Annotated in this window: 17 protein-coding genes and 1 pseudogene; 13 read left to right on the top strand and 5 right to left on the bottom strand. The window is 37.2% G+C overall.

Annotated elements, in window-relative coordinates:
- Window positions 1-361 precede the first annotated feature (361 nt).
- Window positions 362-514 (bottom strand): annotated as a pseudogene (locus B3C16_RS12870) (helix-turn-helix transcriptional regulator); the annotation flags it as partial.
- Window positions 515-665: 151 nt separating this feature from the next.
- Complete coding sequence (locus B3C16_RS12865) at window positions 666-2159, bottom strand: Fic family protein (RefSeq protein ID WP_291132361.1); 1494 nt, start codon at window positions 2157-2159, stop codon at window positions 666-668.
- A gap of 864 nt (window positions 2160-3023) precedes the next feature.
- Between B3C16_RS12865 and B3C16_RS12860 the strand changes: the two genes are divergently transcribed.
- Together B3C16_RS12860 and B3C16_RS12855 are read left to right on the top strand one after the other, a co-directional pair.
- Window positions 3024-3935, top strand: coding sequence for a DUF6600 domain-containing protein (locus tag B3C16_RS12860; RefSeq protein ID WP_291132358.1), 912 nt, complete (start codon window positions 3024-3026; stop codon window positions 3933-3935).
- A gap of 50 nt (window positions 3936-3985) precedes the next feature.
- Window positions 3986-4330: a hypothetical protein gene (locus B3C16_RS12855; RefSeq protein ID WP_121314728.1), complete on the top strand. Its 345-nt coding sequence runs from the start codon at window positions 3986-3988 to the stop codon at window positions 4328-4330.
- A 4-nt stretch (window positions 4331-4334) separates the two neighbouring features.
- Here B3C16_RS12855 and B3C16_RS12850 read toward each other — a convergent pair whose 3' ends face one another.
- The gene (locus B3C16_RS12850) at window positions 4335-5177 is read right to left on the bottom strand and encodes a hypothetical protein (RefSeq protein ID WP_291132354.1); all 843 of its coding nucleotides are present in this window, start codon (window positions 5175-5177) and stop codon (window positions 4335-4337) included.
- A 469-nt stretch (window positions 5178-5646) separates the two neighbouring features.
- On the opposite strand from B3C16_RS12850, the gene B3C16_RS12845 reads away from it, so the two are divergent.
- The 11 genes from B3C16_RS12845 (at window position 5647) to B3C16_RS12795 (ending at window position 14249) form a co-directional block, all read left to right on the top strand.
- A complete protein-coding gene (locus tag B3C16_RS12845) occupies window positions 5647-6669 on the top strand; it encodes a hypothetical protein (protein ID WP_291132351.1) in 1023 nt (340 codons plus the stop codon).
- Between the two features lie 334 nt (window positions 6670-7003).
- On the top strand, window positions 7004-7621 hold the full coding sequence (locus tag B3C16_RS12840; RefSeq protein WP_291132348.1) for a hypothetical protein: 618 nt from the start codon (window positions 7004-7006) through the stop codon (window positions 7619-7621).
- A 44-nt stretch (window positions 7622-7665) separates the two neighbouring features.
- A complete protein-coding gene (locus B3C16_RS12835; protein ID WP_291132343.1) occupies window positions 7666-7863 on the top strand; it encodes a hypothetical protein in 198 nt (65 codons plus the stop codon).
- Between the two features lie 31 nt (window positions 7864-7894).
- Entirely contained in the window at window positions 7895-8551 is a 657-nt protein-coding gene (locus B3C16_RS12830) for a BON domain-containing protein (protein WP_121314738.1), read from the top strand.
- 31 nt (window positions 8552-8582) lie between these two features.
- Window positions 8583-9254: a BON domain-containing protein gene (locus B3C16_RS12825; protein ID WP_291132338.1), complete on the top strand. Its 672-nt coding sequence runs from the start codon at window positions 8583-8585 to the stop codon at window positions 9252-9254.
- An 84-nt stretch (window positions 9255-9338) separates the two neighbouring features.
- A complete protein-coding gene (locus tag B3C16_RS12820; protein WP_291132334.1) occupies window positions 9339-10187 on the top strand; it encodes a universal stress protein in 849 nt (282 codons plus the stop codon).
- Window positions 10188-10205: 18 nt separating this feature from the next.
- Complete coding sequence (locus B3C16_RS12815) at window positions 10206-11192, top strand: 2-hydroxyacid dehydrogenase (protein ID WP_291132331.1); 987 nt, start codon at window positions 10206-10208, stop codon at window positions 11190-11192.
- 21 nt (window positions 11193-11213) lie between these two features.
- Window positions 11214-11972 carry an MlaE family ABC transporter permease gene (locus B3C16_RS12810; RefSeq protein ID WP_291132326.1) on the top strand — a complete coding sequence of 253 codons (759 nt, stop codon included), beginning with the start codon at window positions 11214-11216 and terminating at the stop codon, window positions 11970-11972.
- Between the two features lie 5 nt (window positions 11973-11977).
- Window positions 11978-12757, top strand: a complete 780-nt coding sequence (locus B3C16_RS12805; protein ID WP_291132323.1) for an ABC transporter ATP-binding protein — start codon at window positions 11978-11980, stop codon at window positions 12755-12757.
- An 11-nt stretch (window positions 12758-12768) separates the two neighbouring features.
- Window positions 12769-13827: an MlaD family protein gene (locus B3C16_RS12800; RefSeq protein ID WP_291132320.1), complete on the top strand. Its 1059-nt coding sequence runs from the start codon at window positions 12769-12771 to the stop codon at window positions 13825-13827.
- Between the two features lie 29 nt (window positions 13828-13856).
- On the top strand, window positions 13857-14249 hold the full coding sequence (locus B3C16_RS12795) for a hypothetical protein (RefSeq protein WP_121314750.1): 393 nt from the start codon (window positions 13857-13859) through the stop codon (window positions 14247-14249).
- 6 nt (window positions 14250-14255) lie between these two features.
- Here B3C16_RS12795 and B3C16_RS12790 read toward each other — a convergent pair whose 3' ends face one another.
- Both B3C16_RS12790 and B3C16_RS12785 read right to left on the bottom strand, forming a co-directional pair.
- Window positions 14256-16322 (bottom strand): sensor histidine kinase, encoded by a 2067-nt coding sequence (locus tag B3C16_RS12790; protein ID WP_291132316.1) that lies wholly within the window; start codon window positions 16320-16322, stop codon window positions 14256-14258.
- A gap of 82 nt (window positions 16323-16404) precedes the next feature.
- Window positions 16405-17034, bottom strand: a complete 630-nt coding sequence (locus tag B3C16_RS12785) for a phosphoribosyltransferase (RefSeq protein ID WP_291132310.1) — start codon at window positions 17032-17034, stop codon at window positions 16405-16407.
- Window positions 17035-17052 lie beyond the last annotated feature (18 nt).

Below are 17052 nucleotides of genomic sequence, written 5' to 3'. Positions count from 1 at the left end.
TACATAATGTGGCGTTATAGTTCATAAAGAAACTCCCTGCATCTATAGAAACCAAATCATGAACTATAACAACATTATGTAAAAAAGCCGCGCATCCCACCCGCTTGCCAGTGGCTCCAGGACAACATTTTTTGCCGCTTTCATCGCATCAATCAGCTCCGCAAAGTCTCCTGACTTTGAGGTAACCAAAACCCTCCAAAAACCAAACTTCTCAGTATTTACAGGTATTCCTCCCCAAAAACTAGCTTTTTAGGGTTTCGAGAGGACTGCGGAACGACTAAATGTAAACCATAATACGCAAGACCATGTAGAGGTTTGGTGCTCTTTAATCTTGGTGCGGCGGCAAATGTTTCTAAAATACTTCCTCCTCTACTTCCTCGCTGTTCTCAATATTGCTTATTGTCTGCTGGCTAACGCCGATAGCCATAGCCAGGGCTTCCTGTTTCATGCCTCGGAGTTCACGAATTTTAGAGATTTTGCGGCCTATGTGGCTTGGTTTGGCAGAAGTTTTCATGGTCTTTGGTTTATAAGGTTAATGTATAGGTTCAAACAAAAATACAAATTTAGCTGTGATATAGCAAAGTAAAATAAATACTGTAAATCGTCAGCAAAAAGTGTACTGATTTAGAAATTAAAGTATAGATTAAATAGTTTCTTTAAAGTCTTTATCGGGAAAACAGCTCCGAGTATATACTTTCCATGGTTTTAAACTCCTCCTCAGTAATTTCCTCAAAGTGTTTTTTTCTTCGATTTGGAAAAACACCTTTGTTTTGATGAAGGTACATAATAACATCGCTTAGCCTTTTATCGGGCATATCTATCAATTGTTGGAGTTCCTTTTTTAGTTCGTCATAGCGTTCCAGGAAAAACAACTCTTCAAGTAGGTCATGTTGAATGGTCGAGAATATCGTATTAGCGAGGTATTCACTTTGCAAAGTCAGGTCTGGATATTTAAAATAAGCGCTGACATCATTTGCATTGTCTATACTCAAATCACCATTTGCCGAAATAGTAAAACGAACACGCTGCATCAGAGGTTTAGAATAATCCTCAAGTACAGTATCATACTCAGCCATATTTTGCAACATATGCGCAGAAACAGGAATGATAACGCCTTGCTCAGCCAAACCATCCCGGGTAAGCATGTCGTGAATCAAAAAACGGTGGATGCGTCCGTTCCCATCTAAAAAGGGGTGTATAAAAACGAACCCAAAGGCAACTATTGCAGCACGAGCAGCTGCCGGAGTTCCTAAGGTTTTTGCTTCTGTTGCAGTAAGTCCTTTCATCATAGAATCAACCATAAGTGGAGGTGGACATACATAATGATAAATTTCTTCGCCTCGATAATTGGTTTGCCCAATATAATTTTGAAAATCTCGAAAACCAGGTTGAGCATATCGTGGGTCTACAATAGCATTTTGTAGCGTGGTTAAATTCTGTTCAGCCATTACCTCCGAAAAAGGCTGCTTCCCTGCTTGATAGAGTATATTGATAAACCGGTCTACACGGTCAGGCGATGGTTTTTCGCTTTCAATCTCGTAAGATGATCGAGTTTCCTTACGGTATAAATATTGGGTGGCACGTTGAAATATTTCAGGAGAATAATCATTTTTAAGCCCTTCAATTTCACTCCTAATGTCTTTTGCAAGTAGCGCATCTAAAGCTTGCGTTTTTCGGATTATCGGGCAAAACTCCGGAACGCCCAATAAATTGTCATTAATCCGCCAGCGGGCATTTTTTATTACATTACCGGTAACATATCGGTCGGTGTCAAGCAAATCAGTATAATTGCCACTGACCTCATGGGTGATGTTTAATTTTCTATTGGTTAACCATTCATATAAATAACCTATCCTTCTTGCATAACGTCCGCTTGGGCTTTCGGAAATATAATGTAGAAGTTCCTGTTCTTCCAATCTGTCGAATACTGCCGCTAAAAGATCAAGATTCAAATCGTCATATTTCAGCATAAATTCTATATGACCTGTCACAGTATCATTTTTAGGAGCATACTTGGGACCATAGGTTTGCTCAGTACTACTATCATGAGCCAGTTCAATTTTATCCCTTGTTCCAATATAGGAACGATGGGTTATACGATAATTACTGAGTCCAAAATGTGCTGCCAGCCAAAGGCTTCCTGCTGTTTGTATTGCCATAAGATGCGGTAAAAATGATATTGATGCAGTAAATGTAATAAAAAAGCCTTGTATTTATGTAAAACAATTATTAAAATAAATATCTTTCGAAAAACTGCAGTAAAAAGGATATTTGTTTAGTAAAATTGATATTTTAAACACATAAAGTAGTAAAACGAATAAATTGTTAATCTAAGAACATTTCTTTTCGTTCAGTTTAAGTGGGCTGTTTTACATTCGTATTGCCTTTCCATGTCAACGCTTCTAAAAAAATTACTGTCACAGTTATTGGTACAATAACACGTTCACTGCGTGACTCATATCTTTGCTAACAGATAATAAAAATATCTTTGTAAAAAGATAAAATGAAAACTATAGCGGTTATTAAATAAATCCTATTTCTAAGTGTACCACTGTTTTTTTATAAGTATAAGGGTCTTTTTACTGATGAACATCATCTCAACCCGTGATGGGCATCATCTTTATCCCGGGAAATCAGTTCTATCTTTGGTAAAGATTTAAGTTCATAAATAAAAACTAAAATACGGCAATAGCCATCAAGGTTTGATGTTTGTCACAGGCAGTTTGTACAGCTAGGGTTCCGAAAGGAAAAATAGAAAGTTTATGCCGGAAATGAAGTATAGTTTCGCAGTAGTATTTGTTGTTCTCAAGCGAACTACAATTTTACGCTAAGAGATAAATTATAGTTTCCAACAAGCATCATGCAGAAGTCCCGGTTTCACCATCGGGACTTTTGTTTTTCTAACTTATCCCTTTAGCGGCCAGCTTTTAAAAAAAACAAGCATCAGTCCTATAAGGGATATCATGCCCATCATCATCAACATATTTAAACATTTCCTATAATAATCTGAAAATCGTCAAAACATGAAAATACCTTTTGTCTTAAAAAATATGGGATGGGGCTTCGGAGGTCTATTCCTTTTTTGCAGTTGCAGCAGCGTTGTACAAACCGATGGTGAAGAGCCACTCACCTATCAGGTTTTTTATGACCACCTTTCGCCTTATGGTACCTGGATTGAGTATCCCGGTTATGGAGCTGTTTGGAATCCCAACATTAGGGGAGATTTTAGTCCCTACCTCACCAATGGTCACTGGCAGGCAACCACTGCAGGCTGGGCTTGGGTCTCAGGATACAGTTGGGGTTGGGCAACGTTTCACTATGGGCGTTGGTATTATGATGATCGTTTTGGCTGGCTTTGGATACCCGGTTATGAGTGGTCTCCGGCCTGGGTTGTTTGGGGCAGTGCAGCCGATTATTATTGCTGGGCTCCTTTAATGCCCGGTATTGATGTAACTATTATATATGATAGCTGGTCACCTCCTCCTTTTTATTGGAATCTGTGCCCACGTCCTTATCTTACCCATACGCATTTACATCACAACACAATTCGTGGTGATGGTGTCAGACCCGGAACCAGAATAAATACCCTCCGAAATTTTCAAACCACCTCAACCCACCATTTGTATTATGCTACCGGACCTGCTTTTGAAGAAGTACAAAGGGAGACCAGAACTACTATTACTCCTATACCGATAGAGACCAGCAAGAGCATACCCAACCGAGCCACTTCTACCGGAATGCGTGTCTATAGCCCTTCTATTGAAACTCCGGAAATGCAACAACGCCGTTCCGCTAAACCAATCCCATCGGTTTACAGAAGTGCCGATATGCCAAGACAAAACAGCACTACCCCTACAATTCCTGATACACAACGCAAGACGCAACGCAACAATATCAAAAGTCTTCCACAAGAGCGAAGTACAAAAAGGCGTTAAAACGGATTTAGGATTAACGGAATTAACTACTTGAAATACTATACCTTTTTATGAAATTACTATTCGAGACATTCCTTATAGCTCACGGATTACTACATTTACCGGCGTTTATACGAAGTTTTTTTGGTGAACCAACTCCTAAGGCCAGAGAAACTGCTTCGAAAGGGTTGGGGATTTTATGGCTTACCGCTTCCTTGCTCTTTTTTTGTACAGCAGGCCTGCTTCACTATGATAATGATTATTGGTGGACGGTGGCAGTTCCGGCTATTACCATATCTCAATTGGACATCATAACCCGCTGGAAAGAAACCAAATCAGGTACTTTAGTAAATCTTGTTATAGCAGTGGTAACTTATACTGTTGCCCATAATTTATGGCAATTGCATCAAAATTAATCTGCTATGCTGCAGTCTGATTTTTTGTTTCTTGTGCAGTACGGTATTGCTGTGGTCTATTTTCACTGAGAAACCAAACCAAGAGTGCGAAGCTGAAAACATCGAGCAGTCCCATCATTACCATCACTGATAAATCACTTTCAATTCCTTTAAGGTATAAAACAGCAGTGAGGACAGCAATGGTAATATCCATCAAAATAAAGAACGTAAGTATTACCGGCGCAAAGAGTACACCAAGACGAGACTTTTTGAGAAGCAGGACGCCTGTGATAAAAACACCCGGTAAAAAAAGTGCCAAATCAATAACCTGGATACCATTGGTAAAGAGTCCGGTCTTCGCAAGACTTTGTGGTAAATTGCCTTTACTTAAAGCGGGAATTATCTCTGAAAGCCAAAGTGCGTAAAACAGTACGGCCATAATGAGAAAATAAATAGCTGTTGTTTTTGAGGCCAGTGTCTTACCGCTACTTTGCCAAATCAAATGCCAATGACTGACTATATAATAAACCAGCAGGTAAAAGGATAAACCCAATATTAAACAATAGGAAAGAAACAACTGATTGAAATGAATATCAAAACAGTAGATAGTAAAGGTATAAGCAAGATAAAGGAAAATTCCGGGTTTGACCAAGCTTGCCCAAGCCTTATCTTTTAATGAAAACCAAGCCGTACATAACAGGGAAGGAACAATGACCAATATATTAATCAAATCCTGACCCATAGCCTGCACCTGCCAATTTTTTGTCTCCAGCTTATAGAAATCATGCTGTAGTAAACTAATACAACCGGTAATGACTATACTAATGGAAAGCAATAACTCTACAATAAAAATCGTTGTTTTTTGCATATATAATTCCTTTATGCGACAAAAATAAGAAGCCTATCTCAATAAAATCCTGATCACTATCATATCCTGCTGTGACCACTGTCATCATTGTTCACAGAAAACCATCCTACCTTTGGTAAAGAAATAAGTTCATTAGATAGTATCAAGAACATGGTCAAGGTCATTATAGATAGGTGCTTGTCAGAGGCAATTGTACAGCTGGGGTTCCAGAAGGAAAAACAGAACGTTTTTGCCGGAAATGAAGTATAGTTTTTGCAGTCGCCATTGTTGCCGCTCTTTAGGGGCGTAACTCAGTAACCAGAAATGAATTATCGTTTCTCACAAGCATCATGCAGAAGTCTCGGTCTCACTATCGGGACTTTTGTTTTTTAGACTGTCAATGTTATACCAATTCAGTCTGGACTATTGGCAACCAATATCCAGATTAAAAAGATAACATGATTAATTGTCAATCGTTTATCAAAAGAAAATGAAGAACTCCTACAGCCTTATTTTTTGTTTATTACTGTTAGAAATACTTTCGGTTTGTACTGTGGGATGTCAGCAAAAACAAAAAGCACAAACAGAAATCAGTCCCAAAAAAATCATTACTCCTCTTGAAACAGTCGGCAGCATTATTGATACCGCCGATTATGACCAGAGAATGTGGGCATTGAATAATAACGGAACTTTTGAAAATCGGAAAAATAAAACGCCCTATCCATTGCCGGGTGCTGTACTTCCTTATAAAAGAGTGGTAGCCTTTTATGGTAATTTGTATTGTAAAAGGATGGGGATACTTGGCGAACTCCCCAAAGATCAAATGCTTAATAAGCTTTTGGAAATGACCGAGCAATGGGAGTTGGCTGATTCTACCTTGCCAACCGTTCCTGCATTACATTATATTGCCATTACCGCACAACGCCAACCCGGAAAGAACAATAAGTATAGACTAAGAATGCCTTTTAAGCAAATTGACACTATTGTAGCTTGGGCTAACTCTATTAATGGTATTGTTTTTTTAGATGTACAGGTAGGTCAGAGTTCTGTAAAAGAAGAAGTGAATACTTTAACCAAATACTTAAAACTTCCGAATGTGCATTTGGCCATTGATCCTGAATTTGCGATGAAAGAAGGGGAAATTCCAGGTACTAAAATTGGCACTTTGTCTTCACATACAATTAATGAGGCCATTTCTATTCTTGCTCATCTTGTGAAAGAAAATAACTTACCTCCAAAAATACTTGTAATACATCGTTTTACCAAAGCTATGGTTACTGACTATCAAAATATAAAACCCTGCCCTGAGGTGCAAATCGTTATGAATATGGACGGTTTTGGCAACAAAGCCCTAAAGCGATCATCCTACCGAATAGCCATTTACCGGGAACCCGTTCAGTTTACCGGTTTCAAATTGTTTTATAAAAATGACACCCGAGACAAACAGCGGTTGTATACCCCTGAAGAGCTATTGTTGTTTAGTCCAAAGCCTATCTATATTCAATACCAATAAACCCTACCTGTCTTATTATTAAAGTACCAATGATTACAATACTAAGTCAAAATTGTTTTCACCACATTTAAGTTACTTTTAGGCAACCTTCTTTCTAATTGAACAACGTTTAAGTCAATACGCTACAAAAGTTTTCTACAGAGAAAACAAAATCCACCGCTATTTTGACCCGTCAGTATAATTGCAGTCTATAAAGACTGACCAGTATCATACTTCACTGTGATTTATATCATTCTCCTTTACTGACTGTTTTTGGAACTTTGAAATAGAAATACTGCTTGAGTGTATTTGTGCATGATGGGCAGTAAATAACTCTGTACTCAATATCAACATTATGAAAAATAAATATTATATCCTGTTTGCCTTTCTTATTGTACTCACAACTTCCTGCAGTTCTACCCAAATTACCAGCAGTTGGCGGGATCCTGATAAACAAATTCATGCCGGCGATTGGAAAAAGGTACTTGTCGTTGCTTTACTGCGAAATGAAACCAATCGCCGCCGTGCCGAAGATGAAATGGTAAAATACCTTCATGGAAAAGGCATTACCTCGTACAGTTATTTGGGAGAAAACTTCAACCCAAAAAATGAAGAGGCACTCCGAAATAAAATTAAAGATGAAGGTTTTGACGCGGTCATTACTATGCGATTGATAGATGTGGAAAAGGAAAAAGTGTATACCCCCGAACAACATTATATGTATCCGATGTACTATCGCAATTACAGCCACTATTATTACAGAAGTTGGAGCTATTACAGCACTCCGGGTTACTATACCATTACCAAGAAGTTTATTATTGAAACGGTGATTTATTCTATTCCGGATGACCAAATAATATGGTCGGGCATCACTGAGACTTATGACCCTGCCGGAGTTGAAAAACTAACCGATGAAATTGCCCATGCTATCCATAAAAAGATGTTGGAGGAAGGGTTTATCGAGAAAAAATAATAACCTCTAAAAACAAATACTGTTAACCTCTAAAACCTAAAACGATGACCATTCTAAAAAAACTAAAGGGTAAGTCATTTCATAAAAATGGCCAAAAAACAACTTCAAAACCTAGGGCTAAGAAAAGCACCATGGTTAAAGACCATCCACTTATGACCAAAAATTGGCCAAAGAATGTAAAAATTGTATTTGAAGATGAATTTTTAAACAATGCTCTTCAAGTCCATAACATTCTAGAGTAACACATTTGTATATCCTAAAAAACATACCATTATGAAATCTGATGAAAATTTACAAAAAGACGTACAAGATGCGCTTAAATGGGAACCTCAGTTGCGTGCTGCCGAAATTGGTGTCATTGCCAAAAACGGTATCGTAACCTTAACCGGTACCGTTGACAATTATTATAAAAAAAGCGAAGCTGAGAATGCCGCCAAAAAAGTGAGCGGTGTCAAGGCCATAGTTGAAAAAATTGAAATAAAAACTCCCGATTCTAAAAGCATTAATGATAACTATATTGCTGAAAAGATATTAAATGTTTTCAAATCTGATTTTTCTATTCCTGACGAAAAAATCAAACTAAAAGTAGAAAAAGGATGGGTAACGCTGGAAGGTAATGTCAACTGGAACTATCAAAAAGAAGCAGCCAAAAATGCAGTTATTGATTTGATGGGAGTACGTGGCGTAACTAATAATATCATGACACGCACAAATCGCAATGATGCGATAAAGAAAACTGCTATTGAAAAAGCAATACATAACAATGCCGCTTTAGAGCATGACCATATAGAAGTATCGGTTAACAATAATGATGTGAAACTCTCCGGTTTGGTCGCTTCTTTCTTTGAAAAAGAAGAAGCAGAACGAATAGCCTGGAAAACGCCAGGTGTTTGGTCTGTTGACAATGAAATCGGGGTAGATTCCTTTTAAAATAAAATCAAAAAAATTAAATACTCGTATTATGAAAACAAATGAAGTATTACAAAAAAATGTACAGGATGCTATAGCGCTGGAACCATTACTGGAGGCAGCAGAAATTGGTGTTACTGTAAAAGACGGAATTGTTACCCTAACCGGAACCGTTGATAATTATGTAAAAAAATTAGAAGCTGAAAATGCAGCAAAAAAAGTAACCGGTGTAAAAGCAGTAGTCGAAAAAATTGAGATTGACTATAATCATTCCATCCGAACAGATGAAGATATTGCAGCAGAGGCCTTAGAAGCTCTCAAATGGAGTGTTTCGGTTCCAGACGACAAGCTCAAAATAATTGTCAGCCAAGGATGGGTTTACCTGCAAGGGGTTGTGGAGTGGAACTATCAAAAACATTCCGCAAAAAAAGCAGTAGAAACCATTCCCGGTGTAAAAGGGGTCATCAATTCTATCCAAATCAAATCAGCCGATTTTGACAAAATAGAAAAACAAGCCATAGAAAGTGCCATCCATAGAAATTCATCGCTTTATGATAAAGCTATTGAGGTAGCAGTTACAGGTAGTGTCGTTACATTGACAGGGACAGTAAGTGCCTACTTTCAAAAAGAGGAAGCCGAAAGAATTGCATGGAATTCTCCAGGGGTATGGACTGTGAACAATCTATTGGCAGTTCACCAACTACTCCCTCAATCGGTATCCTAAATCTAATATACTAATTAGGCAAATTGAATAAAGGATTATTGGATTAATCTATCAATGCCATTGTAAAATAAAAAATCGCACACCATGAACAAAATATTAGTAGCCGTAGATTTCTCGGCTAATTCGAGAAAAACTATACGTTTTGCCATTCAAATGGCCTCGCAGTCTAAAGCAGAAATAATTTTTTTCCATCTGGTGGGTATCCTAGCTCCTACTTCAGATGCTACCTGGGATTATACTTATTACAGTCAATTTCAGGAGGAAGAATTGCAGCGGAGTAAAAACCATTTGGTCAAATTAATTAAAGAGGTTTATAATTCTAAATTACCATCCGGAGTTAAATACACTTGTGTAAGCCAATCAGGGAATGATATTGCAGACCAGATTATTTCATATGCTCAAAAACACAAGATTGATTTTATTTGCACCGGAGCAAGAGGAACCGGTGTTATGGCCAAACTATTTGGCACTGTTGCCCAACACTTAATTACTGATTCTCCTATTCCTGTTTTTGTCATTCCAAAAAACTACCGATTAAAACCTCTAACTGATTTATGCTATGCCTCTGATATGGAAAACCCTGAAGTTGAAATAAAAAAAGTTTTAGCACTGACCAATTCGTTAAGCGCTGCCGTAAGAGTACTCCATTTTGACTATGAAATAGGCTTACATGAAAATCAGGATAAATTAACGGCAATAGCCCAAAAATATGAAACCAAAAACATCAAGTTTCACTATAAAAAATTAGATGCCATTTATCCTTTACAAGATCATCTGAAAAGAGCCATTGCTTTATTTAAGCCTTCACTGGTAGTACTTTTTACGAAACAAAACAGAAAATGGTTTGACCGTTTGCTGCTTTCCAGCAAGTCGGCCGAGCTTTCATTTACTACTAAAGTACCGTTATTAGTATACCGAAAAATCAGACTATAAACCAACCCATTTCCAGCCATGAAAATATTTGTTTACAGTACGCATCGCTTTGAAAAACCTTTTTTGCAAAAGGCAGCCAATGATAACCACGAACTTATCTTTTCGGCTTTTGCCTTAGAGGCTGATACTGCAAAACTGGCCAATGGATGTAAAGCCATCATCGCATTCACCTCGGATGATTTGTCTGCGGATGTGCTAGACGACTTGTATTATCATGGTATTCGGTTTATTGCTTTGCGATCAGTAGGCTTTGATCATGTTGATTTGTTAAAAGCTAAGCAATTGGGTATTAAAGTTGCAAATGTCCCCAACTATTCTCCGTATTCTACAGCGGAACACGCAGTAGCACTACTATTAGCCTTAAACCGAAAACTTATGGTTGGTCAAAAATTAATGAAGCGCAATGATTTTTCACTCGATGAACTTATCGGTTTTGACATGTACCAAAAAACAATCGGAATTGTAGGTGTTGGTAAAATTGGTGGTGCATTTGCCAAAATAATGAGTGGTTTTGGCTGTCGTTTATTAGGTTACGACCCTATTGAAAACAAAGGATTAGCCTTAAAAACCGGTTTGGTCTATACCACATTGGAGGAAGTTTGCCAGCAAGCGGATGTGGTTTCGATTCATTGTCCGTTGACACCGGAAACAAGGTATATGTTCAACAAGGTACTTTTTGCTCAAATGAAAAAAGGTGTTTTACTAATCAATACGGCTCGAGGCAGTATTGTTAATACCATTGATTTATTGGCCGCTTTAGACAACAAAACCATAGCCGGAGCCGGTTTAGATGTTTATGAAAATGAAAAAGGCATTTTTTTCAGGAATCATCTCAATACAATTATTATTGATCAACTTTTTGATAAGCTACGCAACAATCAAAATGTTATCATCACCGGTCATCAAGCGTTCCTGACCCAGGAGGCTTTGACTGATATAGCGACAACTACCTTTTACAACCTTAACCAATGGGAAAAAGGAAAGTCCAGCACAAACGAATTTTAATGAATAGTTAAACCGAAAATCTTGGAGCTTAATTTAAAAAACAGTTTTAGTCTCGTAGGCAATATTGCCGCTTTCTCTTCCCGCTATTTTAAAGAAATTTTTAAATCGGGGTTTGAGTTCAGGGAGTTTATACGCCAATGTTACACCATTGGCTACAAATCTTTACCCTTGGTAACCATAACCGGTTTTATTATGGGTTTGGTGCTGACGATACAATCACGGCCAGCCATGGCCAAGTTTGGTGCAGAGTCTTGGATACCCGGAATGGTTTCCCTTTCTCTAATCAGAGAGATTGCTCCGGTAATAACCGCATTGATTTGTGCCGGCAGAATATCCTCGGGTATTGGAGCAGAATTGGGTTCGATGAAAGTGACCGAGCAGATTGATGCCATGGAAGTTTCTGCCATCAACCCATACAGATACTTGGTAGTTACCCGAACGACTGCTACTACTTTAATGATACCCATTTTGGTGATGTATGCTGATTTGATTGGGATTATGGGAGGCTATATAGGGGTAAACATGCATAGCGAGGTTAATATTACACGTTACTTTTCTGAAGTATTTGAATCTTTAGAATATGTAGACCTTTTACCGGCCACCATAAAAACCTTCTTTTTTGGGTTCTTTATCGGGATTATTGGCTGCTATGAAGGATTCAATGCTTCCAGCGGTACCGAAAGTGTAGGTAAAGCAGCCAACTCCGCAGTGGTTTCAGCATCGCTTACCATCTTTATTATCGATATGATAGCTGTACAAATAACCGATTTGTTTTTTTGAATGTCATGGAAAACAGCAAAAATTCATCTGCAAAATCTAATGAGTGGACAACGGGTCAGCCTTTGATAACCTTTGAAAATGTTTATAAATCCTATGGCGACAACAAGGTGTTGAACGGTATTAATTTATCGGTTCACAAGGGAGAAAATTTGGTCATACTGGGCAGATCAGGTTCAGGGAAATCGGTTGCTGTTAAATGTTTGGTTGGCTTAACCAAGGTTGATAAAGGAGTAATAACCGTTATGGGGAAAGATGTCACAAAATTAAACGAACAGGAACTCAATCAAATCCGATTGAAAATAGGTTTTCTATTTCAAAACGGAGCCTTATATGACTCCATGACTGTTAAGCAGAATTTGGCTTTTACTTTACAGCACAACAATAAAAAACTAAACGAGTCTGAAGTAGAAGTGGCTATACTGGAGGCGTTGAACAATGTTGGGCTGGCAGAAGCCATAGATAAAATGCCTGCCGAATTATCGGGTGGTATGCGAAAAAGAATAGGTTTGGCCAGGGCTTTAATCATCAAGCCGGAAATTATAATTTATGATGAGCCAACGGCAGGTTTAGATACGATAACCGCTCGTGAAATCATTGAATTGATTCGCAATATCAAACAAAACTATAATGCCACTTCTATCATTATCACACACGATTTAACCTGCGCCAAATATACCGGTGACAGAATTATTGTTTTAAAAGACGGTATCATCAAAGCCGAGGGCAGTTTTAGTGATATTGAAAATAATGCAGACGATTGGGTAAAATCATTTTTTGAGAAATAATTATAATAATCATGAGCAACGAAACATCAAACAATTGGAAATTAGGCGCTTTTTTTACCATGGGCATACTGCTGTTTGTAGTGGCTATCTATTTTATTGGTATTAATAGAAACTTATTTGGTTCCAACTTCGTATTGCGTTCCGAATTTAAAAATGTCAGCGGTCTGAAACAAGGCAGCAATGTGCGGCTTTCCGGAATTAACATTGGTACCGTTAACAAGATTGTTTTTATTTCAGATTCGTTGGTACTAGTGAAATTGCTAATCAGGAAAGATGTTCAGCAATACATCAAAACCGATGCTATTGCCAGTATCGGATCAGATGGGTTGGTTGGTGATAAAGTACTTATTATTTCACCAGGCAATAGTTCCAATACGCCGGTAAAAAACAATGATATCATTGCTTCTTTTAAAACAATTGAAATAGAAGACATCCTTTCCAGTGTTAAAAAAAGTGCTGATAATACCAAAATAATTACAGATGAACTGATTGAATTCAGTAATAAAATGAATGATAAAAATGGGCTGTTGGCTAAAATAATGACCAATAAAGATTTTGCCGTAAGAATTGACAATACCATAACCAATCTTCAAATCAGCGCCAAAGAAATTGCGCAGTTTGCACCTACCTTGAATAATAAAAATGGCATTGCCTCTAAAATTTTTACGGATAAAGAATGGGCCAACAGTATAGAGAACAGCCTTTCTGCTCTGCAAAACAGTTCCAATGACATTGCTCTTTTTACGACCCAATTAAACGACAAAAACAATATCCTTTCCCAAATGCTTTCCAATGACACTATAGCACTGGCTTTGGAGAAAACGCTTTACAACCTGGAAAGCAGTTCGGCTGATTTAGTGAAATTCACTTCAAAAATCAACAATGATGAAAACGTTTTATCAAAACTCATTAACAATCCAAAACTGGGAAAATCGGTCGATTCCACCTTAATTAACCTTGAAAAGAGGGTTCAAGAATTAAAGGAGCTCGAGGAAGCCGCTAAGAGTAATTTTTTATTAAGAGGCTATTTTAATAAAAAGAAAAAAGAAGCCAAAAAGCAAAATGAATAAATATACACAATCACTAAAACCTAAAAACCATGAATGTAACAAAAAAAATCGGAATTTGGATGGATTATACCTCGGCACATGTTATGTCATTTTCGGAACAACCGAAAGAGATTGCCGTTATAGAATCCACATTTGAATCCAAACTTAAATCCAAAGAAAAAGAAAAAGGAGAAAAGCATCTGCACTCACTGGCAAGACAATGCAAAACCGACTATTTTAAAAAAATAGCCTCAATTATTTTACAGTATGATAAAGTATTGCTTTTTGGCCCTACCAATGCCAAAGCAGAATTGTTTAATCTATTGTCTGAAGACCATCATTTCTTTAAAATCAAAACCTATTTAAAAGAGACCGGAAAAATGACGTTAAAACAAAGAAATAAAGTCATACACGAGCATTTTGCCAGTCCGATGTATAAATAGGCTACACTACCATAAAGTTTCTGAAAGATATCTGGGAAAGGAAAGGGTAAAAACCGTTCCTTTTCTTTCCCGGCTGTTGAAACTTATGGAACCTTCCAATAAGGCAATATAATTCTTTACAATGGCCAATCCTAAACCGGTACCCTGAATATTTTTGGCATTACTGGCGCGATAAAACTCTGAAAACAGTTTCTTTTGGTCTTTAAACGGGATGCCAATTCCATGATCCTGAATACTTATGGTTACCGTACTTTCATTTACTTGGGATTCAATTTGAATTTCTTTTCCATGTTCGGAGTATTTGCTGGCATTTGACAATAGATTCAACAAAATATTTTTAAGTATTTTAGACGACTGGTTGATATAGGATTCGCCGGTATGCGAATAGTGAATACTTTGGTCATTCAGTTTGGCTAAAGCTTCTATTTCGCTAATGGTTTCAGTTATAAAATCGGGCAAATTAAATTCATTTACTTCAAAATCAATAAACCCTTTTCTCAGTTTTTCCAAGGTTAAGAAGTCATTTAATATGGCGTTAAGGTGGTTAACCAAACCCGAAATTCTGTCTAAATGTTTTGTAACCAGTTCTTGTTGATTGCTTTCGGTGTATTTTTTCAACAAGGAGGTACTGGACAAAATAGTTCCCAAAGGAGTTCTAAACTCATGCGAAGCAATCCCCAAAAAATTGGATTTCATTTCATTCAATTCTTTTTCTCTTGCGAGCGATTCGGTAAGTTCAAACGTACGTTGGGCCACTTTGGTCTCCAGTTCTTCCTGAAAGGCAATTTGAGAAGTCACATCTAACAAGATGGTTTGGGTTGTTGTTTTGGCCTCGTTTACTTTGACAAAAATGCTGGTCCAAAACAAACTTCCGTCCTTTCTTTTCATGTGTTGAATATTTCTCCGTTCACCATGCTCTATTAAGATAATCATATTATCCTCATACTCATTTGGATGTACATAATGATTGATTGGACTAAAGTTTTTTAATAAATCTTCTTTGGAATCATAGCCAAACAGTTCGACCCCGACATTATTGACAGCGGTTACTTTAGAGGTCGCTACATCCATGGTTAATATCGCTACCAACGCATTCGAAAAAATATCCCTGTATTGCTCTTCACTTTGTTTAAGGGCTTCCTCACTTAGTTTGCGCTCGGTAATATCTGAGCGAATGGCTAGGTATTTATAGGGTTTTCCCTTTTCATTGAGAAAGGGCACTATAGTAGTATCGACCCAATAAACAGTTCCGTCTTTTGCCTTATTTTTGATTTCCCCTTTCCAGATTGAGCCGCTCCCGATAGTTTGCCAAAGATTATTAAAAAAGGATTTTTCATGATAGCCGGAATTAACGATGCGATGGTTTTGACCTATTAATTCTTCTTTAGTGTATTTTGAAATTTTACAGAAATTATCATTGGCATATTGTATGGTTCCTTTTTGATCGGTTATGGCCACTATATCGGCAGCATCTAAAGCTACTTTATAATCTAAAATATCTTTGGCCAGATGTTCCGACTCAATACTTTGCTTAATTATTTTTTGCTCAAATTTTTGATTCAGTTGTTCTATTTTCTGGGAGCGATGGAAAAGTTCTGACTTTAGAGCACCTATTTTTTCATTTAAAGTAGCAGGTTTATCCTTATCTGAAGTATATATTTTTTCCAGTTCGACGAATTCGGTTACTTCTTTAATGCTGTGAAAAATATATTGGATTTCATTGTCTTTATTGAGAATAGGTTTATTTATGGGATTCCAGTATTTTTCTTCGAAAACACCTGCAGTATTTTGAACGTCAAGCCTTATTACCGGCATGATATGTGTGATCTTGTTTTGTAGTACATACTCCAACGAAGCTCTGATTTGGGTCACTATACCGTACTTGCTATCGTTTGGATTATTGGGAAAAACATCAAAAAAATTATCTCCTACCTTTGTCTCTTTTCTGATAAGATTGGCTGCGGTGTAAGCATCACTCATGGCCAATAGGGTTAAGTTGGGAGAAAGTGCTAAAAATAATCCGGGCGCCCCTTCAAATAAGGCTTTGAAATCAATTGGTTGTTGAGAATTCATTACTTCGTTTTATATAAATAATAACTAAAAGTAAAGAAATTTTACATTAAATCTCTAAAAAAAATCTTTAGTTAATTCATTATCATAAGGTTGTATAATTGACCTCGGCATCTTCCAATAATTTACAAACTTCAGCGTCTGTGACTTCTTTAAAATCTTCATAATAAAAACCAACCGCTTGGAAAAAAGAGTCAACGTTTAGTACCACTAACTCGTCGACTACCTGTTGAAGCATCTCTACGGCAGATAATGAAGCAACAGGAGCGGCCAATAGAATCTTTTTAGGATTATACTTTCTTAACAACTGAACTGTATGTAATGCTGTAATACCAGTAGCCAGTCCATCATCTACTAAAATTATAGTTTTGTTTTTTATATTAAACGAAGTGAAATCATGTTGAAAGGTGGTTTTCATTTCATTTATTCTATGACGAATTTTTTGGACTTCCGCAGTAATATAGGCTTCTGAAACGCCACTATTTTCTGTCACAAAATAATCTGTCAGGCTAGCTGCTCCAATGGCAACCTCTTTATTATTAGGGTGTCCAATTTTTTTCGTTAAGACTAAAGCCAATGGCAGATGCAACATTTTGGCAATTATTAAGGCCACAGGTACGCCCCCTCTGGGTATAGCCAAAACCAATGCCTTATCTCCGTAATGTTCTAGTTGTTCTGCTAATAATTGTCCGGCGGTTGTTCGATTTTTAAACATTTTGGAAACGATTATAAA

The sequence above is a fragment of the Flavobacterium sp. UBA7682 genome, from assembly GCF_002482945.1.
GTDB lineage: Bacteria > Bacteroidota > Bacteroidia > Flavobacteriales > Flavobacteriaceae > Flavobacterium.
The sequence above is the reverse complement of the archived record's forward strand: the minus strand, read 5'-3'. Positions and strand labels throughout refer to the sequence as shown.